Here is a 21,809-nt window from a genome sequence, read left to right as displayed (position 1 = left end):
TTATACTTTCGAGCATGAGTGTATCCCATGCCCCCAACCCACCGGCAACTTTTGATGCCCAAAGCACTGCGCGCGCCTTGCAATTTGCTTGCGACACCCTGCAAATCGAAGCCGACGCCATCCTCGCACTGAAAGAACGCATCACCCACGAGACCAGCGGACAGTTCATCCAGGCAGTCACACTGCTGCTGAACTGCAAAGGCCGGGTAGTGGTTTCCGGCATCGGCAAATCCGGCCATATCGCACGCAAGATCGCGTCGACGCTGGCCTCGACCGGCACACCCGCCTTTTTCGTGCACGCGGCCGAAGCCTCGCATGGCGACCTCGGCATGATCACGGCTGACGATGTCCTGATCGGCATTTCGTATTCGGGTGAAGCCGGCGAGTTGCTGGGCATCATCCCCACCATCAAGCGCATGGGCGCACGCCTGATCACCATCACCGGCAACGATGCGTCCAACCTGGCGGTACAGGCTGACGTTCATCTGAACGTCCATATCGACAAGGAGGCCTGTCCGCTTAACCTGGCCCCGACCGCCAGCACCACCGCTACCCTCGCCCTCGGCGATGCTCTTGCGGTCGCGCTGCTGGACGCACGTGGCTTTGGTGAAGAAGATTTTGCACGCTCGCATCCGGGCGGCGCCTTGGGTCGTCGCTTGTTGACACATGTACGCGACGTCATGCGTACCGGCGATGCGATACCGACTGTAGCGAAAGACGCAACACTATATGCGGCACTACTGGAAAGCAGCAAAAAAGGTATGGCCATGACAGCCGTGGTCGATGCCAACGGTCATGCCATCGGCGTCTTTACCGATGGCGACTTGCGTCGCCTGATCGAAACCCAACAGGATTTCTCCAAATTGTCGATCGCCGAAGTCATGCATGCGCATCCACGCAGCGTGCACCCGGATCAACTGGCAGTCGATGCGGTCGACATGATGGAAACCTTCCGCATCAACCAATTGCTGGTTACTGATAGCAACGGCAAGCTGGTCGGCGCATTACACATCCACGACCTGACCCGCGCGAAAGTAATCTGATGAGCGCAGCCAACGATACCGTCGCCATCGAGCGCGCATCCCGTGTGCGACTGATGATTTTTGACGTCGACGGCATCCTGACCGACGGCAGCCTGCACTTCGGCCCGGAAGGCGAAGTCAGCAAAACCTTCAATGTACTCGACGGCCACGGCATCAAGTTATTGCAGCAATCCGGCGTCTCGACGGCCATCATCAGCGCGCGTCAGTCACCTATCGTATTACGTCGCGCCACCGACCTCGGCATACACCATGTATTCCAGGGCATACATGACAAGCGCAGCGCGTTTGAACAACTGCTGGCACAAACCAATACCACCGCCGATACCTGTGGCTTTGTCGGCGATGACGTCATCGATTTACCAATTTTATTGCGCGTCGGCTTCGCCGCCAGCGTACCGAATGCCCACCCGGAAGTACGTACGCGTGTGCACTACGTCACCCAAGCCAGCGGCGGCCGTGGTGCGGCGCGTGAGTTATGTGATTTCATCTTGCGCGCGCAAGGCAACTATGAGGCGGCGCTCGCGCCGTATCTCGCATGAAAGCCCTGCGCCCTGCCAATACGATCCGCATCGTTTTGCTGATCGCCTTCAGCGCAGCGCTGGCACTGGGCAGCTTCTGGCTGGTCGAAGTCATGCGCCGCCAGACCGATGAAACCTTGCCGACCAAGCAGCGCAGCGATCCGGACTTCTATGCAGAAAAATTCAATTTCGTACGCATGGGCAAGGATGGCGTTCCACGCTACAACCTGACCGGTACCGAGATGAAGCACTACCCGCTGGATAATTCCTATCAAATCCAGAAGCCGGTGATGTACAGCTTCAGCAAGGGCCGTGAACCTATGGTGAGTCGCTCCGAACGCGCACTGGTTGAAAACAACAATACCGAAGTGCATATGTATGACAACGTCGTGATAGACCGACCACCTGCAACGGGCTCACAGCACTTCCAACTCAAGACTTCATACCTGCTGATATTGCCGGATGATGAGATCATGAAAACGCCGAAACACGTCGACATCAAGGTAGGCCTGTCGACACTGAACGGCAGCGGTATGTTCGCCAACAATGCAACCGGCGAATTCAATTTATCCAGCAACGTCCATGCGGTGTACCAGGCAGCACATCCGCGCTAAGCGCATAGACGATTTTTATCTGACGCAATCATTTAGAGAACTTTCATGAAACGTTTCTTCTCCGTACTTCTGGTTCTCTGCGGCCTGGGCACTGCCTTGGTCTCCTACGCCGAAAAAGCGGACGCGACCAAGCCCACCAATGTCGAAGCCAATAAAATGGAATACGACGACCTCAAGCAGATCAACACCTTCACTGGCAATGTCGTGTTAACACGTGGCACCATCCTGATGAAAGCCAACAAAATGGTGGTCAAGCAGGATCCTGCAGGCTATCAGTTCATCACTCTGTACGGCTCGTCCGATGCACTGGCGAACTTCAAGCAAAAACGTGATGGTGGCCCCGACCAATGGATAGAAGGCCAGGCCGAACGCATTGAATACGATGACAAGGCTGAAATCATGAAGTTGTACACCAAGGCACGCATGCGTCGCCTGGAAAACGGCAAGCCTACCGATGAAGTTGAAGGTGAATTCATCTCCTACGATACACGCGCTGAATTCTTTACCGTACACAACACCTCAAGCGGCGACAGCAAACAAGGCGGCGGCCGCATCAAGGCCGTGATCCAACCGCGTGCCGCAGATACAAAGGCAAAATAAGATGTCCAGCAAGTTGATCGTCAACGGATTACAAAAAAGCTACGGCGCGCGCCAGGTGGTGCGCGATGTTGCGCTGCAAGTCGAAAGCGGCGAAGTCATCGGTTTGCTCGGCCCCAACGGCGCGGGTAAAACCACCTCCTTCTACATGATCGTGGGTCTGGTACCATCCGACGCCGGACGCATCGAACTGGATGGCGTCGACATCTCACGCCAGCCTATCCACAAGCGGGCACAACTGGGCTTGTCTTACCTGCCGCAGGAAGCATCGGTCTTCCGCAAACTGAGTGTAGAAGACAATATCCGCGCCGTCCTTGAACTGCAGCGCGTCGATGGCAAGCCACTCAATGGTGCGCTACTCGAACAGCGCCTGGATACGCTGCTAGCCGACCTGCAAATCGAAAAGCTGCGCGAGAACCAGGCCATGTCCTTGTCCGGTGGCGAACGCCGCCGTGTGGAAATCGCCCGTGCACTGGCCACCAATCCGCGCTTCGTGCTGCTGGACGAACCATTTGCAGGTGTCGACCCTATCGCGGTGATTGAAATCCAGCGCATTGTGCGCTTCCTGAAAGAGCGCGGCATCGGCGTCCTGATCACCGATCACAATGTGCGCGAAACACTCGGCATCTGTGATCGCGCTTACATCATCAACCAGGGTGCGGTCCTGGCCAGCGGACGACCGGATGACATCATCGCCAACGAATCGGTACGCCGCGTTTACTTAGGTGAACACTTCCGCATGTAAGCGGAAGAAAAAACATCTATGAAGCAATCCCTGCAACTACGAGTCTCCCAACATCTGGCGCTTACGCCACAACTGCAGCAGTCCATCCGTTTGCTGCAGTTATCGACTCTTGAATTGCACCAGGAACTGGAACAAATACTCGCCGACAACCCGATGCTGGAACGTACCGATGATCCGCTGGATCACGCGGTACGCCTGCTGGCAGATGGTGCGATGGGTGCCAGCGGTACTGCACCGGAGGGCGCCAGCGTCGAAGCGAATGCCCAGACGTCGGATAGTGAAGGCGGCTCAGAAGGCCCCGATTTACCGGAAGCCTCGAGTGGCGACAGCGATTGGAGTTTCGACGACGTCGCACGCACCTCCAAGGCGCCGGAAGACGATGATGGCCGACCGCAACTGGAAGCGCATGAAACCACGCTACGCGAACATCTGCTGGAACAAATGCGCGTCACCGTACGCGAACACCGCGACCGCGCCCTGCTCGAACTCATCATCGATGCACTGAATGACAACGGCTATCTGGAAGAAGAGCTGGAAGAAATCCATGCACGCTTGCCGGAAGAACTGGAAATCGAACTGGAAGAGTTGCAGATCTCTCTCAAGATGCTGCAGAGCTTCGATCCACCGGGTGTAGGTGCGCGTGACGCTGCCGAGTGCCTGGCACTGCAAATCAGGCGTATGCCCAAGGTCGCAATGGTGACCCGCCGCATGGCACTGGCCATCGTGGAAAACCATCTGCCGCTGTTTGCGCAGCGCGATTTCAATAAATTACGCAAGGCACTGGATTGCGACGACGAAGACTTGCGCGAAGCACAAGCCATCATCAAGCAATGCAATCCACATCCTGGTTCCATTTTTGCAACTGATGCTTCCGACTATGTAGTACCTGACGTCATCGTCAAGCGTACCCGCAGCGGCTGGCAGGTCATGCTGAACCACGACGTGATGCCACGGCTGCGCGTTAATAGCATGTATGCCAACATCTTGAAGCAAAGCAAGGGCGAGGCATCGCTTGGTTCCCAGTTGCAAGAAGCGAAATGGCTGATCAAAAATATGCGCCAGCGCTTCGACACCATCCTGCGTGTCGCCGAGGCAATTGTCGAACGTCAGAGGAACTTCTTTTCGCACGGTGCAGTCGCAATGAGACCGCTTGTTTTACGTGAAATAGCTGATACACTGGGACTACACGAGAGCACTATTTCACGTGTAACCACCCAGAAGTACATGCTGACTCCCCACGGGATGTTCGAATTGAAATACTTTTTCGGCAGCCATGTCGCAACAGAAGCCGGTGGTGAAGCATCATCGACAGCGATACGGGCACTGATCAAACAATTGATAGGAGCTGAAGACCCGAAAATTCCATTCTCTGATAGCAAGATTGCCGACATGCTGGCAGAACAAGGCATGGTGGTAGCGAGACGGACGGTAGCAAAATATCGCGAAGCCCTGAAAATCCCACCGGTCAATCTGCGCAAGTCGTTGTAGATATCGTCCTTTGTAGTTTTTGTTGTAGTTATACGTTGCTGTGTTCGGCGTAGTCACTTCACAAGACCGCGCATAACCTCCAGTGACTTTCATAGGAGCACTGTATGAATCTCACAATCAGTGGACATCACCTCGAATTGACCCCCGCCATCCGCGAATATGTACAAGGTAAATTGGAGCGCATCAAACGACATTTTGATCACGTTATCGATATTGCGGTCATCCTGACTGTAGACAATCTCCCCGAGAAGGAAAAACGCCAAAGGGCAGAAATTAACTTGCGTGTGAGAGGCAAGGACCTGCATGCAGAAAGCATTGCAGATAATTTATACGCTGCCATTGATACACTGATCGACAAGCTCGATCGACAAGTGATCAAATACAAAACCAAACAGCAAGACCATCAACACGATGCGATCAAACGATTGCCGGATGCGTCAGATGCTGTAACGCCTTAATACAAGGCAGGCCGAGCAAGTCGGTCAGATAAAATGAAGGGCGCAAATTGCGCCCTTTTTTGTTTTGTAATATTCACGGCCCCTCACTTATTCAGCTTTCTTCGCAATGTTTTCGACTGCGCGACCTTCCAGCACGACTTCAATTTTGAGTTGGCTTTTCACCGGCATCCCCGCCACTTTGCCGGGATTGAATTTGGTTTTAGAGAAAGCGTCTTTGATCAGTTGCTGCGCAGACTCGGACAAAGAAGAGTTTTCGATGAGCACATCGTCAATATCACCACTCTCATTGATAAACAAATCCAACACTGCCATCTGCGCCAATCCACTCGCAAAGAGTGCGTCCAAGTCGGGAGAGATATCGACCACCACTGCAGGCTGCTCAGTCAGCTCAGTGGGCTGAAAATAATATGGCTTGGGTAATGCGATGAGATTAAAAAGAGAGGAAGCAGCCGCATCCGCTGACCCGCGTGCTTGCGGCAAAAGATCGGCCTGATCCTTTGAGGCCACGGATTTCTCCACGACATCGGCCGTGCTAGTACGATGGTTAGCAATGTCAGTTTTATCGACATTGATATCTGTTTGCATGGATTTGCCTGCTGACCTTGTTTCCTTCTGTACGCTAAGCAAGTCTACTATCATCGCTGACGATTCTGACGCATAGGTCCCTCCGCCTACACTACCATGTACTGCGTAAACGAAACCCACTGCCAGACCACCATGAACGAAGAGCGACAACAACATCGCTAATCGCTCGGTAGCGGTTTTTTTTCGGATAAAGGCGGGCATTTTCATACAAGAATCTTGACGGGATGATGGCTAGTGCCATCATCCCGCACATCTCACTGTGCGTTCAGGACACGCCAGGAAACACGACGCGTACCGCTTGTCGGGGATGGATCTATCGGTGGCGCCGTAACTTTGGTTCCCCCAAGATCAGTACCGCTCGAAGCACCACTCGACGTCCGGATCAAGGCGCGGACCGTACCATCTGCCTGCATGATCATGACCGGACGCGTCACCAGGCCGGACCCCAGACTGATCCCGCTCACACCATTTGCCGTGCTAATAGGGCCACCTGTCAGATAACTCAACGCATAAACAAAGCTGGCCGCAGTACCGGTAGTAGGTCCGCAAGCACTGACCGTCGAGGCTTGAGGTGTAATCGTCGTGAACAATAGCGTACCCAAAGCCAGCGAAGGATCAGTACTTGAGCGCTCGCCGCCACTCAGGAAGTCCAGGTACCAGCCGTTTTTAGTCGTCCAGTCCACCGCGTTATTGGTGCTGGTACGCACCTCCTGCTGGGCAATACAAACCGTGGACGACGTACCCTCAGGACAAACGCCACTAGTCAATGTCTGTGCCACAAAATTGCTGCTGCCTGTGCGAGGATTGCCGAGCGTCACCGTATCAAGATTATCTTTGATTGCGTAAAAAGATTGTGTGCTGCTATCAGTGACATCAGTGGTACCCAAATAACGTCCCGTACCAACATAGACTACTGGCTTACCACTCAAGGTCGCTATTGCTGGCTTCGCCGTCAGCGGTTGCGCCCTACCAGTCGAATCTGTCAGGCTGACCAATAACTGCGCGTCATACCCCACCGCACCGATGTCATTATTTATATCGAAGCGCCACACATTACCCAACACATCACCACCGTATGCGGCGATAGCAGTACTGTCGGTTGATGATTGCAGTACATGCGCGGTAACACGTGACAATCCACTCGGTGTCGTTGCACTACCAGCACTCGTCGCGATACTTCTGATGAGCTCACCCGTACCTGCATTCAATACATACAAACGACCTTTGCCGACATCCGCACTGACAGTTCCGTCGGTATTGTTATAGCCGGAAGGGAGCAAAACGACCCAGGTACCATCCTTCAATTTGGCTATGCTTGGATTGCCATAGGTGTAACCCAGGTTTTGATCTGTAAATTCCCACAACAATGATGGAGAACTAGGATTGGTGATATCGAGTGCGAAGTACCCTTTGCCGCCACGATTCAAGCCCCCTACCAGTATCGTCTTCCACTGCCCCGACGTACATGCAGTGGTAGGAGCAGTCGGGCAGATGTCACCAGTTTCTGGTGAGTTATCGACATAGAACTGGTGCTTAGTCGAATCCGTCGGATAATTCTTATCGGCCAGTTTGTACAGGTTCGGCAATACCATGCTCGGGATATATGACCACAGTTCCTGACCTGTCGTCGCATCAAACGCATGCAACATACCGTCATTGGCACCTACGTAAACCGCACCGGCGCGGGTGGATTTATCTGTTTTAAACGCAGTGTAGTTCGCATCCAGATAGTTATACAAAGGTGTTTGCACATAGCGCGCCTCGGAAGAGACGATATCGCCCAGTATGTGCGTACGTTGACGGAAATAACTGCCTTCATAGCTTCGGTCGCCACGCAAGAAATTAACCAATGCTTCACCTGCCGCACCACCGGTCGCTATCGTATTATTCGTTTGCAATGTAGTGCTTAAGCAAGCACCACCGGCTGGCGAACAGAATTGCGACAAGCCGGAAGTCGCGGATGAATAGGTGATCGCTGGTGCGGTAAAAAATGCTTTCTGCGCGTTGGACAAATTAGCCCATTCAAATGAAATCAACCCGCTGGAACCTTTGGTGTAGATGGTTCTGCTGGTCAAAGGAACTACCGGTTGTCTCGTTGCAGCAGTTTCATCAGCATTGACGACTGAGGTATGGGCATCGTCTATTCCCGACGCATTGAAGGTAGCGCCTGAGACATAGGCAGTATTCACCGTATAGCATCGATTGCCCTGGCGGAAAGCACTACCCAATACATAGCTGGTAGATGCTGTCCACACAGTGGTTGCACAGTCGAGCAAGCGCATGGCCGACCAGTTCTGCGCCGTCAACGAACCTTCAGGCGTAATTTGCTGACGTATCAGTTCGCCGTACCACTCCACTGATTTGTATGAAGAACTGAAAACATAGTTGTCAGCAGCACTGACGTTAGGGTTACTGCTCGCAGCAGCTGCCGCGGTACCAGGGCGAGGCGTGTTGACGATCGTAGTCAGCGCACTGATCAGGCTACTCGACAAGGAAGCCGGGTCAGAAGCACTGAAGTATGCACCATGCCCGTTAATCGCTGCATGCCACAAATCATCAATATTCGCGTTCGAATTCGATGCCGGGATAGGCCAGGTACATGCACCGCTGCTTTGCCATGAACATACGCCGTTAGTAGGATTCGCAGTGGTACCGTTTTTAACGTCGTAGAAATCGCCACTGGTATCGTTCCAGTAATCCTTGCCATCATTCGGCGCGTACACCATCTGTCCTTGTGCACCCAGGCCCAGTGTGAAAGTAGTCATGTGCTGCGCGGTCGCAACATCCCGACCATTCGCAGGGACATTGTTATCACACAGATTGTTTGCCGTGGTACTTGGAGCAATGATCGGGCCGGTGCAAGTGCCCGTTGCGTCGGCACCGGTAGCATCGGAGTTACGCAAATCCGTGTTGTAGTAATACGCAGCGACGTCGGCCAGGGTATCCGACGTTCCCCCACTACTGGATACCGTGCGGCAGGCTCTTGCCGTCCCCACCGTATATGTAGGTGCAACTGACTTGGTAATCGGAGTACACGTGGTCGCGGTTGCCCATGAACCATCTACATACTGACAATCAGTTCCGTTACTGATGCTCCAACTTCCGCTCCCTGTACTGTAACTAACAGTACAGCTTGAGGCATTGGTCCAGGCAGACCAGTTGTAACGACATTGTGTATTGCTGTTGGCTTGACATGTGGTGGCATTGGTCCAATTTCCTTTGCCCGACTTGAGTTGCAAAGCGCCTGTGCGTTGTTGCAAGGTACTGGTTTGTGCCTGGAGCTGCGGTGTACCGCCATCACTATATGGCGCACCCAATCCTACGTCCTGATTCCCCACTGCCGTAGAGCCATCCAGTTTATATCCAGCTCCTCCGTTCCAGAAACCATCCGTCGATAAGATCGTATAGTTTTGCTGACAGGAATATTGCATCGGATCCGTTACCGTGCTTCCACGATAACTGGTGTCGTTTAACTTACCCGCGTACAAGCGACCGGCAGTCGCCAGCGTCGAACGCAAGGCAGTACCACTGTTTGGATTTGCGCTGATCAATTTGTTATACCAGTTATATTTCTGCGTACCTGCAAACTCACCCAGGTTCAGATAATCGCTGTTGGTATTGTTATTGATGCTCATGTACCCCAATCGAAAACGGGACACATTATTTGCAATATCGGTCGCCGCATCTATCGTAGAAAATGCATTACTTGCAGCGGTCTTCATCATCTGCATCCGCGTCCGGTAGTAAGTCCACCAGTTAGCGTAATTTGTCATTTCTTCGTTGTAAGTACAGGTAGTACCTGCACAATCAATACGTGCCGTCGCTTTGCTGGTGCTGCCAGGATAGGGATAACTGTTTATACCGGGCGTCAAAGTGATACGGCGGTTTTCGCCCAGGATATTCGTGTTGGGAACCGCGAAAGCAGTAGTACTGATCGTCATGCCAGTTCGCGCAACCACAGGAGTAGATGTAGTGGCGGATGGAGCAAGTATCGTCACAACCGCGCCGGATCGCGTAGCGGTATAACCAACCCCTGAGCAGTTACTGCCTGTAGGTCGGGTGAGCGTACACAGATTAATGTTATTAACTATCGCTTGTGCAACAGTATTCGCGTTATTTGAACTCCCAGTCGGAGTGGAAAGTATTTCCACGGTACCGACCATAATGCTGCTTACGATGGTATTCGACGAACCGGAAACCGTAATCGTGGCACTTGGTGGTGATGGCGCCCTGACCCATGCGTTGTTATTGCCGAATGTCGCCCGGCAAGTCCCGAGTCCACTATCAGTACACCAACGCACCGTTGCAGGAAACGGATAAGTAGTGCTTGGCGCACTGGCAGTAGTACAAGTTCTCAAATTCGGCGAGGTGCAATATTCTGCGGCTACCATCGTATAAAAATAGGGCGGCGTAGTGGTATTTCCCTGCAGGTCTGTAGTACCGGTACTTTGCACACCAAAAGCATCGTTTTTAACAGCAGCCCAATTTGGCGATGCGGCAGAAGCACTACCATTCCCTCCCGTGGCTGCAGACACACCGGTTTGACTCAAGTAGGTCGTAGTATTAATTGCACCAGAGGTCCCGACTGCAATCGGCGGCACGTAACGCACCGCCGGGTTGTAATACATACCGTTATAGGCGGCATTCTTGAACCAATACTCCATGCGTGCGGAAGAAGGATCTTGCCCTGCGCTACCACATGAACTGGTGGTCGTTGAGTAGACAGACGAACATGCCCAATCAGGCATGAAATCCCAATCCATACTTCCTGAATCATCCAGGATGAAGAAGACATTCGGCTTTACGTCTGTAGATGTGGGAGCCGAATATGTGTTCAACGGGGTCGTCGAAATATCCGTTACTGCCGCATGCGCGGGAACGAAAAGAGCCAGAGCAATCAGCGCGACGCCGATATCTTTGGACACTGTATGAGTTTTCATGGAAGCCCCCTGAATTTGCAACACGTCTTGCAGTCTGCAAGAAGAATGATTTGTTTTAACTGTTCGCGACCAGGCACTTACATGGAAACCATGGCCTGCACATAACTGACCGTATTTTTGGGCCCTGTTACACGCACAGTGATGCGGTAGTACACTACCGATGGCGCATTCAACTGAACTTCCACACTCTCGTTATTCCCGGTTGCGGTAGTGACGATGGGGGACGCAGAACAAGCGGCCCCTGTTGTTTTGCCACCTGCGTTATTGCACATGCGATCAATCACATACGAAACAACGTTGGCAGCCTCGTCCGGCTTACCTTCGTTTAAGGTCATTTTGCGGTTCTCGAGATTGGCCATCCAATATGCATCCCAGGACTGACCCGCAGCCGGATTCAATCCAGAGGAACTGCCGTTCGCCGCATAACCATTACCAGCGCTATCCGTTTCCAGCGTCACGCTGGAGGCAGTCTGCAGGAAGTTAATCCCGGCTTCGACCCCGGCATCTGCGGAACGGGTTGCCGCCTGTTGGAATGCCAGATTGCCGGCGATAAGATTGGTGGTATCAACTGAGCGCATCAACGCGAGGCCCGCGAGAGTCATCGCAACCAATACAATCAGCGCGATGATCAACACCACACCACGTTGTCTGGTATGCCGTACGAGATGGAATGTAGATAGACTTAGCATCCTATCGGCACTCCCATCCACGCCACATTGCGTATTGGCACTATCGTCTGGAACACCTTGTATCGGTAATGCTTCCAGGGCTCATCCGCTACCGCATCAGGACCCAGATAGCCGGCATTAGCGACGATAGGATCGGTGTCGTTACCTGCCCAGCTAGGCGCATTCACCGGACTACCTGCATTGACGGTGGTGGTAGTTACCAACTCTTTTTCATACTGACTGCTGCGCGCTACGATGGCGAGCCGGATCGCAGAAATCCGCGCCCAGCCACATCCGGTACTGGGCTGGGTCTGATCAAATACATCAGGAATGGCGTCCATGGTGCCACTCGTATCACGAGCATACTGCGCCTTCATGCTGACGATGTTGCTTGCGATCGGCACCCAGATCGATGCATTGCCCTTATTGGCGTCCAGCCCGCAATCGTTCAGCATGTAGTCACACACCGTCAGGTTGCCACCACGTATTGCGTACGCCAGTATCGTGGGATTCGGTCCCAGGTTATATAAAGCAGCACCTGCAGAACCGGTCGCCACGGTTACAGTGGTCGTCGATACAGCAGTCACACGATCTATGATCAGCGAGCCACACACGGCAGGCGAAGCAATTACTTTGTCACCAACGCCATTGGCACCTGGCGTGAACGAGCTCGGCATTTGCACTGTATATACCGGGGAAGCCTGGGCAGTAATGATGTTGCCCTGTGGCTGCCCGTTCGGATTGCCATAGACAACCAGCAAGCGATCAGTATTCAAATCTCCGACCGGGATAATTGTCGCAGCAGGATTAATCGTCACAGGGGCAAGCGGCACTGCAGTAGCGATATTCGCACCAGAAGCGATAGGCCAACGCAAACTGCAATTCATTAAGTTAACAGCTGCCACACCATAGCCAGCCTGACCTATCTCATGCTGCATCTGATACATCATGAGCGCACCGTTGCTCTGCGCATCACCACCTGTGGTGGTCGTACGCTTGCGTCCTTCGGATAAGGCAAACACCTGCAAAATAACAATGACAGCCAGCATACCGATGGCAAGGCCCACCATGATCTCGACCAGACTGAAACCAGAAGCGCGCGGAGAAGATTTCAACTTACTAGACAATTTACGCTCCTCACCTTATCTGCGCGACGGTGACATATTTATGTACAGGGGATGATGCGTCGTCCCCCGGAGCGCGCCAGGATATGGTCATCGTAACGACACCATCGTTCGCATCGCCCAATGAACTCACATTCACCATCGGCTGGTTTACATCATCAGTAATTCCCGGCAAAGTCGCTGCAACAGTTGCTTTCCAGTTAGTCAATTCTGTCGACGCTCCCGTAGCTGTATCGAAGTTGGCCTTTAATGCAGCCGGAGTCCGGTTGCTGACCCACATCGTTCCTATCAACTGACTCGCGAGCATGCTGGCATCAGAACGATACTTGGCATCCGTCACTTGTTTGACCGCCACACCTTGCATGCCTACCAGTGCCAATATGCCCAGCGAGAAAACCAGGATGGCGATCAAGCCCTCCAGCAACATAATGCCGGCCTGCTTATCCAAAGCAGGTGGTCGTATGGAGTGTTGTCTTAACATGCTTGCGCATCCCCCGCTTGAGTAAGGGCCGGGTCACACATACGCACCTGTCCGCCCGGTGTAACCACTACACGTAAACAACGCATGGAACCGCTGACGGCAGCACAAGTCCCGCCATCCGGATTGGTAACATCGAAAGCCGCGTTATGCCCGGCTGGCAAAGTAGCAGTAGTAACTCGCCCCACGCTGTTAAAAATCAGGGTGGTATCAAAAACTGGTGTACCCGCTGCCAAACCGGTAGTGGCGACGACTTCAGAAGTGACGACGCGGATATTGGACGACCCGTTTGTGCCCGCCCTGGTTTGAATATTCGCCGGGCAATCAGCGGTCGCAGTCTGGCAACCGACGACCCAGGACGTGCCGCTACCCAGAGCAAATTGCACATTGGTATTACGACGCACTGCTTCCACCCGCGCCAGGCTGAGGCCGTTCTGGATAGCCTCGGCCGAAGTACGGATTTTGCTGTTCTGCATGAAGGTGCTGAAATTAGGTATTGCGATACCCAACAGAATGGCAAAGACTGCCAGCCCGACCATTAACTCGATCAGGCTCACACCACGCTGCTGATGACGCTGTTTCAACACACTCCACCTTTTTTCGTCACCCAGCAGCTCGTGCTGCCGGTCCAGCCTGAAGGCGCACCGGAAGTCATGGTGGTCGCCTTGGTATTGTTCTGGTCTATTGTGTAGACAAAACCGCGCATAGACCCAGTACCGACCGCTTCTATCGTATAGACCGTCGCAGTCCCGGCTACACCGTAGGTGCCGCTGCAATCGAAGGTGAAATATTTGCTGGTACCACTATCAGAGTTACAGGCCGGAGCATTTACATAGGTATGGTTATCTTGGAAGAACTGCTCCATTTGCACCCGTTTTGCTGCCAGTGCGGAAGTCGCATCCGGGATTTTCCCCCGCGTTACATAATCGGTATAAGCCGGTATAGCGAACGAAGCCAGGATGCCGATGATCGCCACTGTCACCATGAGTTCTATCAGGGTAAAACCTCGGTTGGCAGCAAATTTAGGTCGGAATATATGTTTCATAGGAACTTTCTTGTAGTTAACATTAATTTAAACCAACTCTTTTCCAGCACCAGAACCATCCGACAAACGGTGTGATCCGGCGCCTTAGTGGTTGAACTAATTGCGCTCCCTGCAACAACATAAGCCGATAAAATGAGCGAACTTTACTTACTCGATCTCGCATCATGTCTGAACAACACATACGCTCTACCGTAGAAAACGGCCTTGCCCGCCTGACCCTGGACCGGCCAGACGCCATGAACTCCCTGTCCTTACCCATGGTCCGTACGCTGGCAGAGTACCTGGCGGCCTGGCAAAACGATGCCGCGGTGCAGGCCGTAGTGATCGACAGCAGCCTGCCGAAGGCATTTTGCGCAGGTGGTGACATTCGTTTCTTCCATGAAGTGGCGCTGGGCGGACTGACCGGCGGCAGCGCCTTGCTGGAGGATTTCTTCACGGAGGAATACGCGCTGAATCATTTGATCCACCACTACCCAAAGCCGTATATCTCGGTACTGGACGGCATAGTGATGGGTGGCGGCATGGGCATAGCGCAAAGCAGCGCATCGGCCAGCATACGTATCGTCACGGAACGTACGCGGATGGCCATGCCCGAAGTAAATATCGGATTGTTTCCGGATGTGGGTGGAGGCTATTTCCTGTCGCGCCTGGCTGGTGAGCTGGGTACCTATCTCGGCCTGACCGGGGAAATTGTCGGTGCAGCGGACGCCCTGTACGCCGACCTGGCAGATGTGTTCGTGCCACGCACAGAACTACCAGCTTTGTTGGCTATGCTGAACTCGGTAAAGGGAAATCAATATCGCCAGGCGATAGAAGATTTCGCTGCGCCGTTCAAGTCGCAGATCGATCCGGCGAATAGCCTGCTAGCCAAACAACGCGCATTGATAGACCGTCATTTCGCGCACGACGATGTTGCCGCCATCATTACCTCATTGGCAGCAGATAGCGATCCGTTCGCGCAAAAGACACTAGAGATTATGCGCAAGCGTTCACCGCTGATGATCCATGTCTCACTCGAACAGATACGTCGCTCGGCAAAACTGGAATTGGCAGATTGCCTGCGCCTGGAACGCACCATGGTGCGTCGTTGCTTTGAACACGGAGAAACCGTCGAAGGCATACGTGCGTTGGTCATCGATAAAGACCTTGCGCCGCAATGGCGACCAGCAACGCTGGAAGAAGTAACGCCTGAAATGATTAAGCCATTTTTTACATCGGCTTGGCCAGCCTACGCACACCCGCTGCGAGAACTCAGCTAAGCACTCGTCGACTTACATTTCATCGATCATGAACAGGCGTTTATGCTCGCGTATCGCGTAGCGATCCGTCATACCTGCGATGTAATCCGACACTTTGCGTGCCTGGGCCGTCACCGCTTGCGGTGAATCACTACGTGGCTGCTGATAATCCGGCGGCAATAGATTCGGCTCACGCATAAAGGTCTCAAACAATTCAGCCACGATGCGACGCGCCTTGCTGGTCATGCGATTGACCTGATAATGCTGGTACAGGTTTTCCCGCAAGAAGCGTTTGAGCAAGGCTGCTTCGGCGCGCATCTCATCGGAGAAGGCAATCAATGCCGGTGCATTCCGTACATCGTCTACAGATGTTAATCCTGCCGCCTGTATGCGTTGCTGTGATGTTTCGATCACATCCACGATCAATGCATTGATCATCCTGCGTATCGTTTCATTGATTGCGCGTCGCCCCGTGATACCAGGATATGCAATTTCAACCTGTTGTCGATGGCGGGCATAAAAATCGATTTCATCGAGCTGCGTCGTCGTCAGCAAACCCGAGCGCAAGCCGTCGTCTATATCGTGATTGTTGTAGGCGATTTCATCAGCGAGATTCGCCAGTTGCGCTTCCAGCGTAGGCTGCTTTTTTTCTATGAAGCGGCGACCAATTTCATCCAGTTTTTTTGCATTCGTCAGCGAGCAATGTTTCAGTATGCCTTCGCGCGTTTCAAACATCAGGTTCAAGCCATCGAATGCACCGTAGCGCTGTTCCAGCGCATCCACCACACGCAAGCTTTGCAGATTGTGCTCAAAACCACCGTATGCATTCATACAGGCATTCAAGGCATCCTGTCCGGCATGGCCGAAAGGCGTATGTCCCAGATCATGTGCCAGCGAGATAGCTTCTACGAGGTCTTCATTCAACTGCAAATTGCGCGCAATCGAACGGGCGATCTGCGCCACTTCTATGCTGTGCGTCAAACGCGTACGGAATAAATCACCTTCGTGATTAACGAATACCTGGGTTTTATATTCCAGTCGGCGAAAAGCGGCCGAGTGTATGATGCGGTCGCGGTCGCGCTGGAATTCGGTACGGGAGGAAGTAGCTGGTTCGGAGTAGCGGCGACCCGTCGACGTATCGGAACGGGCCGCGTAAGGCGCGAGATGAGCCTCGATATTCATGTCAGGCCTGTGCCAGACACATCGTCATCTGAACAGCGATCAGGCGACGCATGCTTTGAGTGTTTGCAAGAGCACTTCTTGCGGCACCGTCGTGATGACCGAAGTACCGAGAGGCTTGAGCAGGATGAATTTGATTTGTCCGCCCTCATTCTTCTTATCGACCTCCATCAACTCCAGCCAGCGATCCGTTCCCAGATCCGGTGCTGTCGTTGGCAAGCCAGCAGCTTTGACTACTGCCACTATCCTGTCTTTGGATGACGCGTCAATGTAGCCAAGGCGATGCGACAAGTCCGCCGCCATCACCATGCCACAGCCGACCGCTTCGCCGTGCAACCAGACGCCATATCCCATGCCCGCTTCTATTGCGTGGCCGAAGGTATGACCGAAATTGAGGATGGCGCGCAAGCCGCCTTCGCGCTCATCCTGACGCACGACGTCAGCCTTGATTTCACACGAACGCTTGATGGCATAGGCCAGTGCTGCCGGATCTTTTGCTACCAGCTTGGCGATATTCGCCTCTATCCAGTCGAAGAACGGCGCATCGATGATCGCGCCATGCTTGATGACTTCTGACAAACCGGCTGACAGCTCACGTGCAGGCAGTGTATTCAGGCTGGTCGTGTCGGCGATCACGGCTTGCGGCTGGTAGAACGCGCCTATCATGTTCTTGCCGAGCGGATGATTGATACCGGTCTTGCCGCCGACTGAAGAGTCGACTTGCGATAACAAGGTGGTTGGCACCTGGATGAAAGGTACGCCGCGCATATAAGCTGCAGCGGCGAAACCGGTCATGTCGCCGATTACGCCACCACCCAATGCAATCAGTGTCGTCTTGCGATCGCATTTTTCTGCGAGCAAGACGTCGAAAATCTTCATCAGGTTTTCCCAGCTCTTTTCTTCTTCGCCGTCCGGCAACACGATCTCCGTTACCTTCTTGCCAGCAATCCGCAAGGACTTGCTGACCTGCTCCAGATACAAAGGCGCCACCACTGTGTTGGTCACGATAGCCACCCGCGATCCTGAGACATGTGCCGCCAGCAAGGCGGAATCGCCAAACAGGCTTTGCCCTATCGTAATCGGGTAGCTGCGCGCGCCAAGATCAACGTGCAAGGTATCGGAAGTAGAAGAAGACGTCATGGAATGTTTCGGTAAAGAATGATGATCCTGTGCTGTCGCTGACGCCGCCTGGGTCTGAGTATGCTCAGGGCCCAGCTGCGACAAAATGGACTGCATCAGGAATTGTACGTTAGGACGCCCGGTGTCGATGACGATGTGCGCAACCTCATTATAGAGCGGCTCGCGTATGCGCGATAATTCCTCTATGGTTTTGCGCGGATCGCCGGTTTGCAATAGCGGGCGATTTTTGTCATGGCTGGTACGCTGGACGATGCTGTTGACGCTGGCACGCAGGTAAATCACGGTGCCGCGGGACTTCAGATAGGCGCGGCTCTCTGCATTCAGCACAGCGCCACCACCTGTTGCCAAAACAATATCTTGCTGCGCAGTCAGGTCGCGTATGACTTCCGCTTCCCGCTGCCGGAAGGCCGCTTCACCTTCAATTTCAAAAATCAGCGGGATAGTCGCGCCCGTGCGCTCTTCGATTTCGTGGTCGGAATCGATGAATCGTTTGTTCAGCCTTTTTGCCAGCGCACGACCGACTGTCGTTTTGCCGGCACCCATCAGACCGACCAGAAAAATATTTCCACCCACGTTACAAAAGCTCTCTTTACCAGGTGCAGCAGCCGACATGGCGCCGCCTATAAGCGGCATCCTACCTGATTGAGACCTTGTCAGTCAGAATTTTAGGTGTCAGGAAGATCAGCAATTCGGTCTTGTCATTGGTACGCCCCGTGGTTTTGAACAAATTGCCAAAGACCGGGATATCACCGAAGAATGGCACTTTTGACACTGAATCACGCTCGGTTTGCTGGAAAATACCACCGATCACCACGGTACCGCCGTTATCGATCAGCACCTGTGTTTTCACGTGTTTAGTATCAATCGCAAAGCCGGAACGGGTTTCGACACCGACCGTATCTTTGTTGACGTCCACATCCAGAATCACATTGCCATCAGGCGTGATCTGTGGCGTGACTTCCAGTTTCAGGTTGGCTTTACGGAAGGACACACTGGTCGCGCCGCTACTGGTAGCTTGCTGGTACGGCAACTCCGTACCTTGTTCGATCAGCGCTTTCAATTGATCGGCGGTAATCACACGCGGACTTGAAATAATTTTGCCTTTGCCATCGGCTTCAAGTGCCGATAGCTCCAGCCCGATAAATCGCGTCGCCGCAGCATTAAACAGGGTTAGCGCTACTGAACCTGGAGTATTACCGTTGATATTTCCAGCAGGCAAATTAACCGCGCTGCCACCCAAGGTCGGAGGTCCCACAGCCGCGGTTGTACTGGTCTGACGACCACCAAGTTGATAATTGCCTTGGTTGCTTATACCAAAAGACAACTTGGCACCCAGGCTGCTGCTGAACTTATCATCCGCTTCCACGATGCGCGCTTCGATCATGACCTGGCGCGTCGCAATGTCCGTCTTCAACACCAGTGCACGAATTTCTTCGAGCTTGGATGCGATATCAGTAATGAACAATTGATTGGTCCGCGGATCGACCACTGCACTACCGCGTTTGGTCAAAATGCTGCGGCTACCACCATCAATGCCGAAAATTTGTTTGAACGATTCCGCTTTTTGATAATTGAGCTGGAATGTTTCTGTCTTGATCGGTTCCAGTTCGGCTATTTGCGCACGCTGCTCCAGCTCCAGTTTTTCTTTGGTCAACAGTTCATCGCGCGGCGCTATCCACAACACGGAACCGTTCTTGCGCATATCCAGACCTTTGGCCTGCATCACGATGTCGAGTGCCTGATCCCATGGCACATCCTTCAGACGCAAGGTCAAGTTACCACTCACTGTGTCACTAGTAATGATGTTCAGACCGGTAAAGTCAGCAATGACTTGCAGTACCGCACGCACTTCGACATTCTGGAAGTTCAGCGACAATTTATCGCCACGATAATCACGTACGCCCTGGCCCAGCTTGTTCGGTTCTTCCTTCAGCGGTTTCACTTCGATCACCAGCTGCGTATCGCTTTGGTAAGCGCTGTGCTCCCATGAACCCTTAGGCTCGATGGTCATGTGCACATTATCGCCCTGCTGCGTGGTCGTGACGATATTCACTGGGGTACCAAAGTCAGCCACGTCCAGACGGCGACGCAATACTTCCGGCAAGGTCGCTTTCATAAAATCTACTTCGATCTTTTTACCTTGTTGACGCACGTCTACTGCAACTTGGTTGTTAGGCAAGTCGACGACGATACGGCCTTCGCCATTGTTACCACGACGGAAATCGATATCGCGCAAAGCTTGTCGCCCTGGATTTGCCTGCGGAACTGGCACCGGCAAACCGACAGCATTCACGGGAGTAGGAATCGCACCAGTTCCATCTATCGTTACGATTACAGTGTTGGCATCGATAGTTGTTGCATAGTTCAATGGGCGCGTCAGGTTGAAAACGAGACGAGAGCGATCACCGACCTGCACGATGTTGGCATTGCGTACATCGCCCAGACCGATATCCTGCAAACCCTTGCCGGTTGCATTCGCGGTATTCGCGAAATCCAGTGCAATACGTGCCGGACTGTTAATAGTGAAGCCAACCGGCGGCTTGGCCGGTGGATTCGTCAATGCCACTTTCACGACGATATTGGAACCCTGCTGATTCGCCGTGACGGATTGAATCGCGTTTTCCTGTGCGGTGGCTACACCACCGATGAATAAGAGACCGACAAACGCAGAAAGTCGCCACATTTTTTGCACCATCCCTTGAGAACTTTTGAATTGTTTTTGTAGCGTGATCATTTTTGCGACTCCTGCAACTCCAGCTTGGCCTCACGCTCGACCCAGTCACCGGCCGCATCCTGAACTACTTCCTTCAACGACACATCGCTTTCAGTAATCTTGGTCACCATGCCGAGGTTTTGCCCGACATAATTCCCGACCTTGACCTGATAAATCGACTTGTCGACTTGCAGCAAGGCATAAGTCAAACCGGGCTTGGTCAGTGTGCCGACCATGACTACGGTGTCCAGCGGAAAACTCTCCAGTGCTTCACGGCGCCTATCCAAATCCGGGCGTATGGTGCCGCCATCCTTGCGTGCCTTGGCCAGGGCCATCGCTAGTTTGTTCGGGCTGTAGGGGTCTTCGCGATTCTTCGCGTCGTAGCTGAACGGAGTAAATTTTTTCGGTTCGGATAAAGGTTTGATGGATACGCGCGTCTGTTGACGCACTTCCTTCATCCACTGGCTGACATCTGCGGTGCCGCTATCGCCGCAGCCAGACAAGCTTGCTGCCAGCAGAACCAGTGCTGCAGTTTTAATACGGGGAATACGGGCGGAGATGTGCATCATCATTTTTTGCCACCTTTTTTATTGCCCGCCGCCGCTTTGCGTTGTGCCGCGACTTCTTCATCATCCAGATAGCGGAAAGTTTTGGCCACCGCATCCAGGGTCAGGGTATTTCCCTTGGCCACCACCAGATTCATATTATTCAGGGTCACAATCCGCGGCAAATTCGCGATATCACTGGAGAAGGCTCCGACGTCGTGATAGCTGCCCGTTACCTTGATCACAATCGGCAACTCGGCATAGTAATCACGCACCACGACTTGTCCAGGCTTGAATAATTCGAAAGCGAGGCCGCGTCCCAAACCCGCCTGGTTAATGTCCGATAACAAAGCATCCATCTCAGCCTTGCTCGGCAATTGTTTTTCCAGCGTAGAGACGTATTCGTTTACCTGTTCTTTTTGCTTGCGCAAACCGACCAGATTGATAGCTTGCTGCACCTTGGACTTGTACGCATCCTTCAGCGTCACCTCTTCGGCCACTGCGCGATCCAGCTCATCAAGCTGATCACTCCAGTACAGATACCAGCCCACTCCGAGCACCGCCACCATCACGCCAGCTGCGCACAACATGCGCGGCACAACCGGCCACTGGCCAGGATGCAAGCCATTCAGGTCACGGAACTGTGCACTGATCGATTCCCCAATATTTTTCAGATCTGCCATGGTGCCTG

At 53.2% G+C, this 21,809-nt stretch carries 20 protein-coding genes; 8 read left to right on the top strand and 12 right to left on the bottom strand.

Translation table 11 applies throughout. From position 1 onward, the window contains the following. Window positions 1-14: 14 nt before the first annotated feature. The 7 genes from H7U06_RS02895 to hpf all read left to right on the top strand — a co-directional run bounded on the left by H7U06_RS02895 (window position 15) and on the right by hpf (window position 5,463). Window positions 15-1,043 carry an SIS domain-containing protein gene (locus tag H7U06_RS02895; protein ID WP_175624690.1) on the top strand — a complete coding sequence of 343 codons (1,029 nt, stop codon included), beginning with the start codon at window positions 15-17 and terminating at the stop codon, window positions 1,041-1,043. Continuing rightward, window positions 1,043-1,582 (top strand): HAD family hydrolase, encoded by a 540-nt coding sequence (locus H7U06_RS02890; RefSeq protein WP_175624689.1) that lies wholly within the window; start codon window positions 1,043-1,045, stop codon window positions 1,580-1,582. Before H7U06_RS02895 ends, H7U06_RS02890 begins: the two co-directional genes overlap by 1 nt. After that, window positions 1,579-2,175 carry an LPS export ABC transporter periplasmic protein LptC gene (gene lptC, locus H7U06_RS02885; RefSeq protein ID WP_175624688.1) on the top strand — a complete coding sequence of 199 codons (597 nt, stop codon included), beginning with the start codon at window positions 1,579-1,581 and terminating at the stop codon, window positions 2,173-2,175. The genes H7U06_RS02890 and lptC overlap by 4 nt, the downstream gene beginning before the upstream one ends. A 45-nt stretch (window positions 2,176-2,220) precedes the next feature. Then, window positions 2,221-2,775 (top strand): lipopolysaccharide transport periplasmic protein LptA, encoded by a 555-nt coding sequence (gene lptA / locus H7U06_RS02880; protein WP_175624687.1) that lies wholly within the window; start codon window positions 2,221-2,223, stop codon window positions 2,773-2,775. A 1-nt stretch (window position 2,776) separates the two neighbouring features. Continuing rightward, window positions 2,777-3,517: an LPS export ABC transporter ATP-binding protein gene (lptB, locus tag H7U06_RS02875; RefSeq protein WP_175624686.1), complete on the top strand. Its 741-nt coding sequence runs from the start codon at window positions 2,777-2,779 to the stop codon at window positions 3,515-3,517. An 18-nt stretch (window positions 3,518-3,535) separates the two neighbouring features. Next, window positions 3,536-5,005 (top strand): RNA polymerase factor sigma-54, encoded by a 1,470-nt coding sequence (locus tag H7U06_RS02870; RefSeq protein WP_175624685.1) that lies wholly within the window; start codon window positions 3,536-3,538, stop codon window positions 5,003-5,005. A gap of 104 nt (window positions 5,006-5,109) precedes the next feature. Then, on the top strand, window positions 5,110-5,463 hold the full coding sequence (gene hpf / locus H7U06_RS02865; protein ID WP_012081196.1) for a ribosome hibernation-promoting factor, HPF/YfiA family: 354 nt from the start codon (window positions 5,110-5,112) through the stop codon (window positions 5,461-5,463). An 87-nt stretch (window positions 5,464-5,550) separates the two neighbouring features. Here hpf and H7U06_RS02860 read toward each other — a convergent pair whose 3' ends face one another. The 7 genes from H7U06_RS02860 to H7U06_RS02830 all read right to left on the bottom strand — a co-directional run bounded on the left by H7U06_RS02860 (window position 5,551) and on the right by H7U06_RS02830 (window position 14,303). Beyond that, window positions 5,551-6,255: an energy transducer TonB gene (locus H7U06_RS02860; RefSeq protein ID WP_175624684.1), complete on the bottom strand. Its 705-nt coding sequence runs from the start codon at window positions 6,253-6,255 to the stop codon at window positions 5,551-5,553. Between the two features lie 47 nt (window positions 6,256-6,302). Beyond that, the gene (locus H7U06_RS02855; protein WP_175624683.1) at window positions 6,303-10,988 is read right to left on the bottom strand and encodes a pilus assembly protein; all 4,686 of its coding nucleotides are present in this window, start codon (window positions 10,986-10,988) and stop codon (window positions 6,303-6,305) included. Window positions 10,989-11,065: 77 nt separating this feature from the next. Beyond that, window positions 11,066-11,677, bottom strand: coding sequence for a hypothetical protein (locus tag H7U06_RS02850; protein ID WP_175624682.1), 612 nt, complete (start codon window positions 11,675-11,677; stop codon window positions 11,066-11,068). Beyond that, window positions 11,671-12,783: a PilW family protein gene (locus H7U06_RS02845; RefSeq protein WP_175624681.1), complete on the bottom strand. Its 1,113-nt coding sequence runs from the start codon at window positions 12,781-12,783 to the stop codon at window positions 11,671-11,673. The genes H7U06_RS02850 and H7U06_RS02845 overlap by 7 nt, the downstream gene beginning before the upstream one ends. Before the next feature lie 10 nt (window positions 12,784-12,793). Further along, window positions 12,794-13,261, bottom strand: a complete 468-nt coding sequence (pilV, locus tag H7U06_RS02840) for a type IV pilus modification protein PilV (RefSeq protein WP_175624680.1) — start codon at window positions 13,259-13,261, stop codon at window positions 12,794-12,796. Beyond that, window positions 13,255-13,842: a GspH/FimT family pseudopilin gene (locus tag H7U06_RS02835; protein ID WP_217703429.1), complete on the bottom strand. Its 588-nt coding sequence runs from the start codon at window positions 13,840-13,842 to the stop codon at window positions 13,255-13,257. The genes pilV and H7U06_RS02835 overlap by 7 nt, the downstream gene beginning before the upstream one ends. Beyond that, entirely contained in the window at window positions 13,839-14,303 is a 465-nt protein-coding gene (locus H7U06_RS02830) for a type IV pilin protein (protein WP_175624679.1), read from the bottom strand. Before H7U06_RS02830 ends, H7U06_RS02835 begins: the two co-directional genes overlap by 4 nt. 164 nt (window positions 14,304-14,467) lie before the next feature. Here H7U06_RS02830 and H7U06_RS02825 point away from each other — a divergent pair, with 164 nt between their 5' ends. Beyond that, entirely contained in the window at window positions 14,468-15,562 is a 1,095-nt protein-coding gene (locus tag H7U06_RS02825) for an enoyl-CoA hydratase/isomerase family protein (protein WP_175624678.1), read from the top strand. A gap of 12 nt (window positions 15,563-15,574) precedes the next feature. Here the strand turns inward: H7U06_RS02825 and H7U06_RS02820 are convergent, their stop codons facing one another. The 5 genes from H7U06_RS02820 to H7U06_RS02800 all read right to left on the bottom strand — a co-directional run bounded on the left by H7U06_RS02820 (window position 15,575) and on the right by H7U06_RS02800 (window position 21,801). Beyond that, window positions 15,575-16,723, bottom strand: a complete 1,149-nt coding sequence (locus H7U06_RS02820) for a deoxyguanosinetriphosphate triphosphohydrolase (RefSeq protein ID WP_175624677.1) — start codon at window positions 16,721-16,723, stop codon at window positions 15,575-15,577. Between the two features lie 39 nt (window positions 16,724-16,762). Continuing rightward, window positions 16,763-18,433: a bifunctional shikimate kinase/3-dehydroquinate synthase AroKB gene (gene aroKB, locus H7U06_RS02815; RefSeq protein ID WP_175625195.1), complete on the bottom strand. Its 1,671-nt coding sequence runs from the start codon at window positions 18,431-18,433 to the stop codon at window positions 16,763-16,765. A gap of 61 nt (window positions 18,434-18,494) precedes the next feature. Beyond that, the gene (pilQ, locus tag H7U06_RS02810; RefSeq protein WP_254873114.1) at window positions 18,495-20,543 is read right to left on the bottom strand and encodes a type IV pilus secretin PilQ; all 2,049 of its coding nucleotides are present in this window, start codon (window positions 20,541-20,543) and stop codon (window positions 18,495-18,497) included. 47 nt (window positions 20,544-20,590) lie between these two features. Then, window positions 20,591-21,145 carry a pilus assembly protein PilP gene (locus H7U06_RS02805; RefSeq protein WP_175624676.1) on the bottom strand — a complete coding sequence of 185 codons (555 nt, stop codon included), beginning with the start codon at window positions 21,143-21,145 and terminating at the stop codon, window positions 20,591-20,593. Further along, the gene (locus H7U06_RS02800; protein WP_175624675.1) at window positions 21,142-21,801 is read right to left on the bottom strand and encodes a type 4a pilus biogenesis protein PilO; all 660 of its coding nucleotides are present in this window, start codon (window positions 21,799-21,801) and stop codon (window positions 21,142-21,144) included. The genes H7U06_RS02805 and H7U06_RS02800 overlap by 4 nt, the downstream gene beginning before the upstream one ends. Between the last annotated feature and the right edge of the window lie 8 nt (window positions 21,802-21,809).

The sequence above is a fragment of the Herminiimonas sp. Marseille-P9896 genome (assembly GCF_903993245.1).
GTDB classification, from domain to species: domain Bacteria; phylum Pseudomonadota; class Gammaproteobacteria; order Burkholderiales; family Burkholderiaceae_D; genus Oxalicibacterium; species Oxalicibacterium contaminans.
The sequence above is the reverse complement of the archived record's forward strand: the minus strand, read 5'-3'. Positions and strand labels throughout refer to the sequence as shown.

Bases quoted from the DNA above. Each gene is read 5' to 3' on its own strand.
- H7U06_RS02895 (WP_175624690.1), top strand. From the start codon at position 15: ATGAGTGTATCCCATGCCCCCAACCCACCGGCAACTTTTGATGCCCAA.
- H7U06_RS02890 (WP_175624689.1), top strand. From the start codon at position 1,043: ATGAGCGCAGCCAACGATACCGTCGCCATCGAGCGCGCATCCCGTGTG.
- lptC (WP_175624688.1), top strand. From the start codon at position 1,579: ATGAAAGCCCTGCGCCCTGCCAATACGATCCGCATCGTTTTGCTGATC.
- lptA (WP_175624687.1), top strand. From the start codon at position 2,221: ATGAAACGTTTCTTCTCCGTACTTCTGGTTCTCTGCGGCCTGGGCACT.
- lptB (WP_175624686.1), top strand. From the start codon at position 2,777: ATGTCCAGCAAGTTGATCGTCAACGGATTACAAAAAAGCTACGGCGCG.
- H7U06_RS02870 (WP_175624685.1), top strand. From the start codon at position 3,536: ATGAAGCAATCCCTGCAACTACGAGTCTCCCAACATCTGGCGCTTACG.
- hpf (WP_012081196.1), top strand. From the start codon at position 5,110: ATGAATCTCACAATCAGTGGACATCACCTCGAATTGACCCCCGCCATC.
- H7U06_RS02860 (WP_175624684.1), bottom strand. From the start codon at position 6,255: ATGAAAATGCCCGCCTTTATCCGAAAAAAAACCGCTACCGAGCGATTA.
- H7U06_RS02855 (WP_175624683.1), bottom strand. From the start codon at position 10,988: ATGAAAACTCATACAGTGTCCAAAGATATCGGCGTCGCGCTGATTGCT.
- H7U06_RS02850 (WP_175624682.1), bottom strand. From the start codon at position 11,677: ATGCTAAGTCTATCTACATTCCATCTCGTACGGCATACCAGACAACGT.
- pilV (WP_175624680.1), bottom strand. From the start codon at position 13,261: ATGTTAAGACAACACTCCATACGACCACCTGCTTTGGATAAGCAGGCC.
- H7U06_RS02830 (WP_175624679.1), bottom strand. From the start codon at position 14,303: ATGAAACATATATTCCGACCTAAATTTGCTGCCAACCGAGGTTTTACC.
- H7U06_RS02825 (WP_175624678.1), top strand. From the start codon at position 14,468: ATGTCTGAACAACACATACGCTCTACCGTAGAAAACGGCCTTGCCCGC.
- H7U06_RS02820 (WP_175624677.1), bottom strand. From the start codon at position 16,723: ATGAATATCGAGGCTCATCTCGCGCCTTACGCGGCCCGTTCCGATACG.
- pilQ (WP_254873114.1), bottom strand. From the start codon at position 20,543: ATGTGGCGACTTTCTGCGTTTGTCGGTCTCTTATTCATCGGTGGTGTA.
- H7U06_RS02805 (WP_175624676.1), bottom strand. From the start codon at position 21,145: ATGATGATGCACATCTCCGCCCGTATTCCCCGTATTAAAACTGCAGCA.
- H7U06_RS02800 (WP_175624675.1), bottom strand. From the start codon at position 21,801: ATGGCAGATCTGAAAAATATTGGGGAATCGATCAGTGCACAGTTCCGT.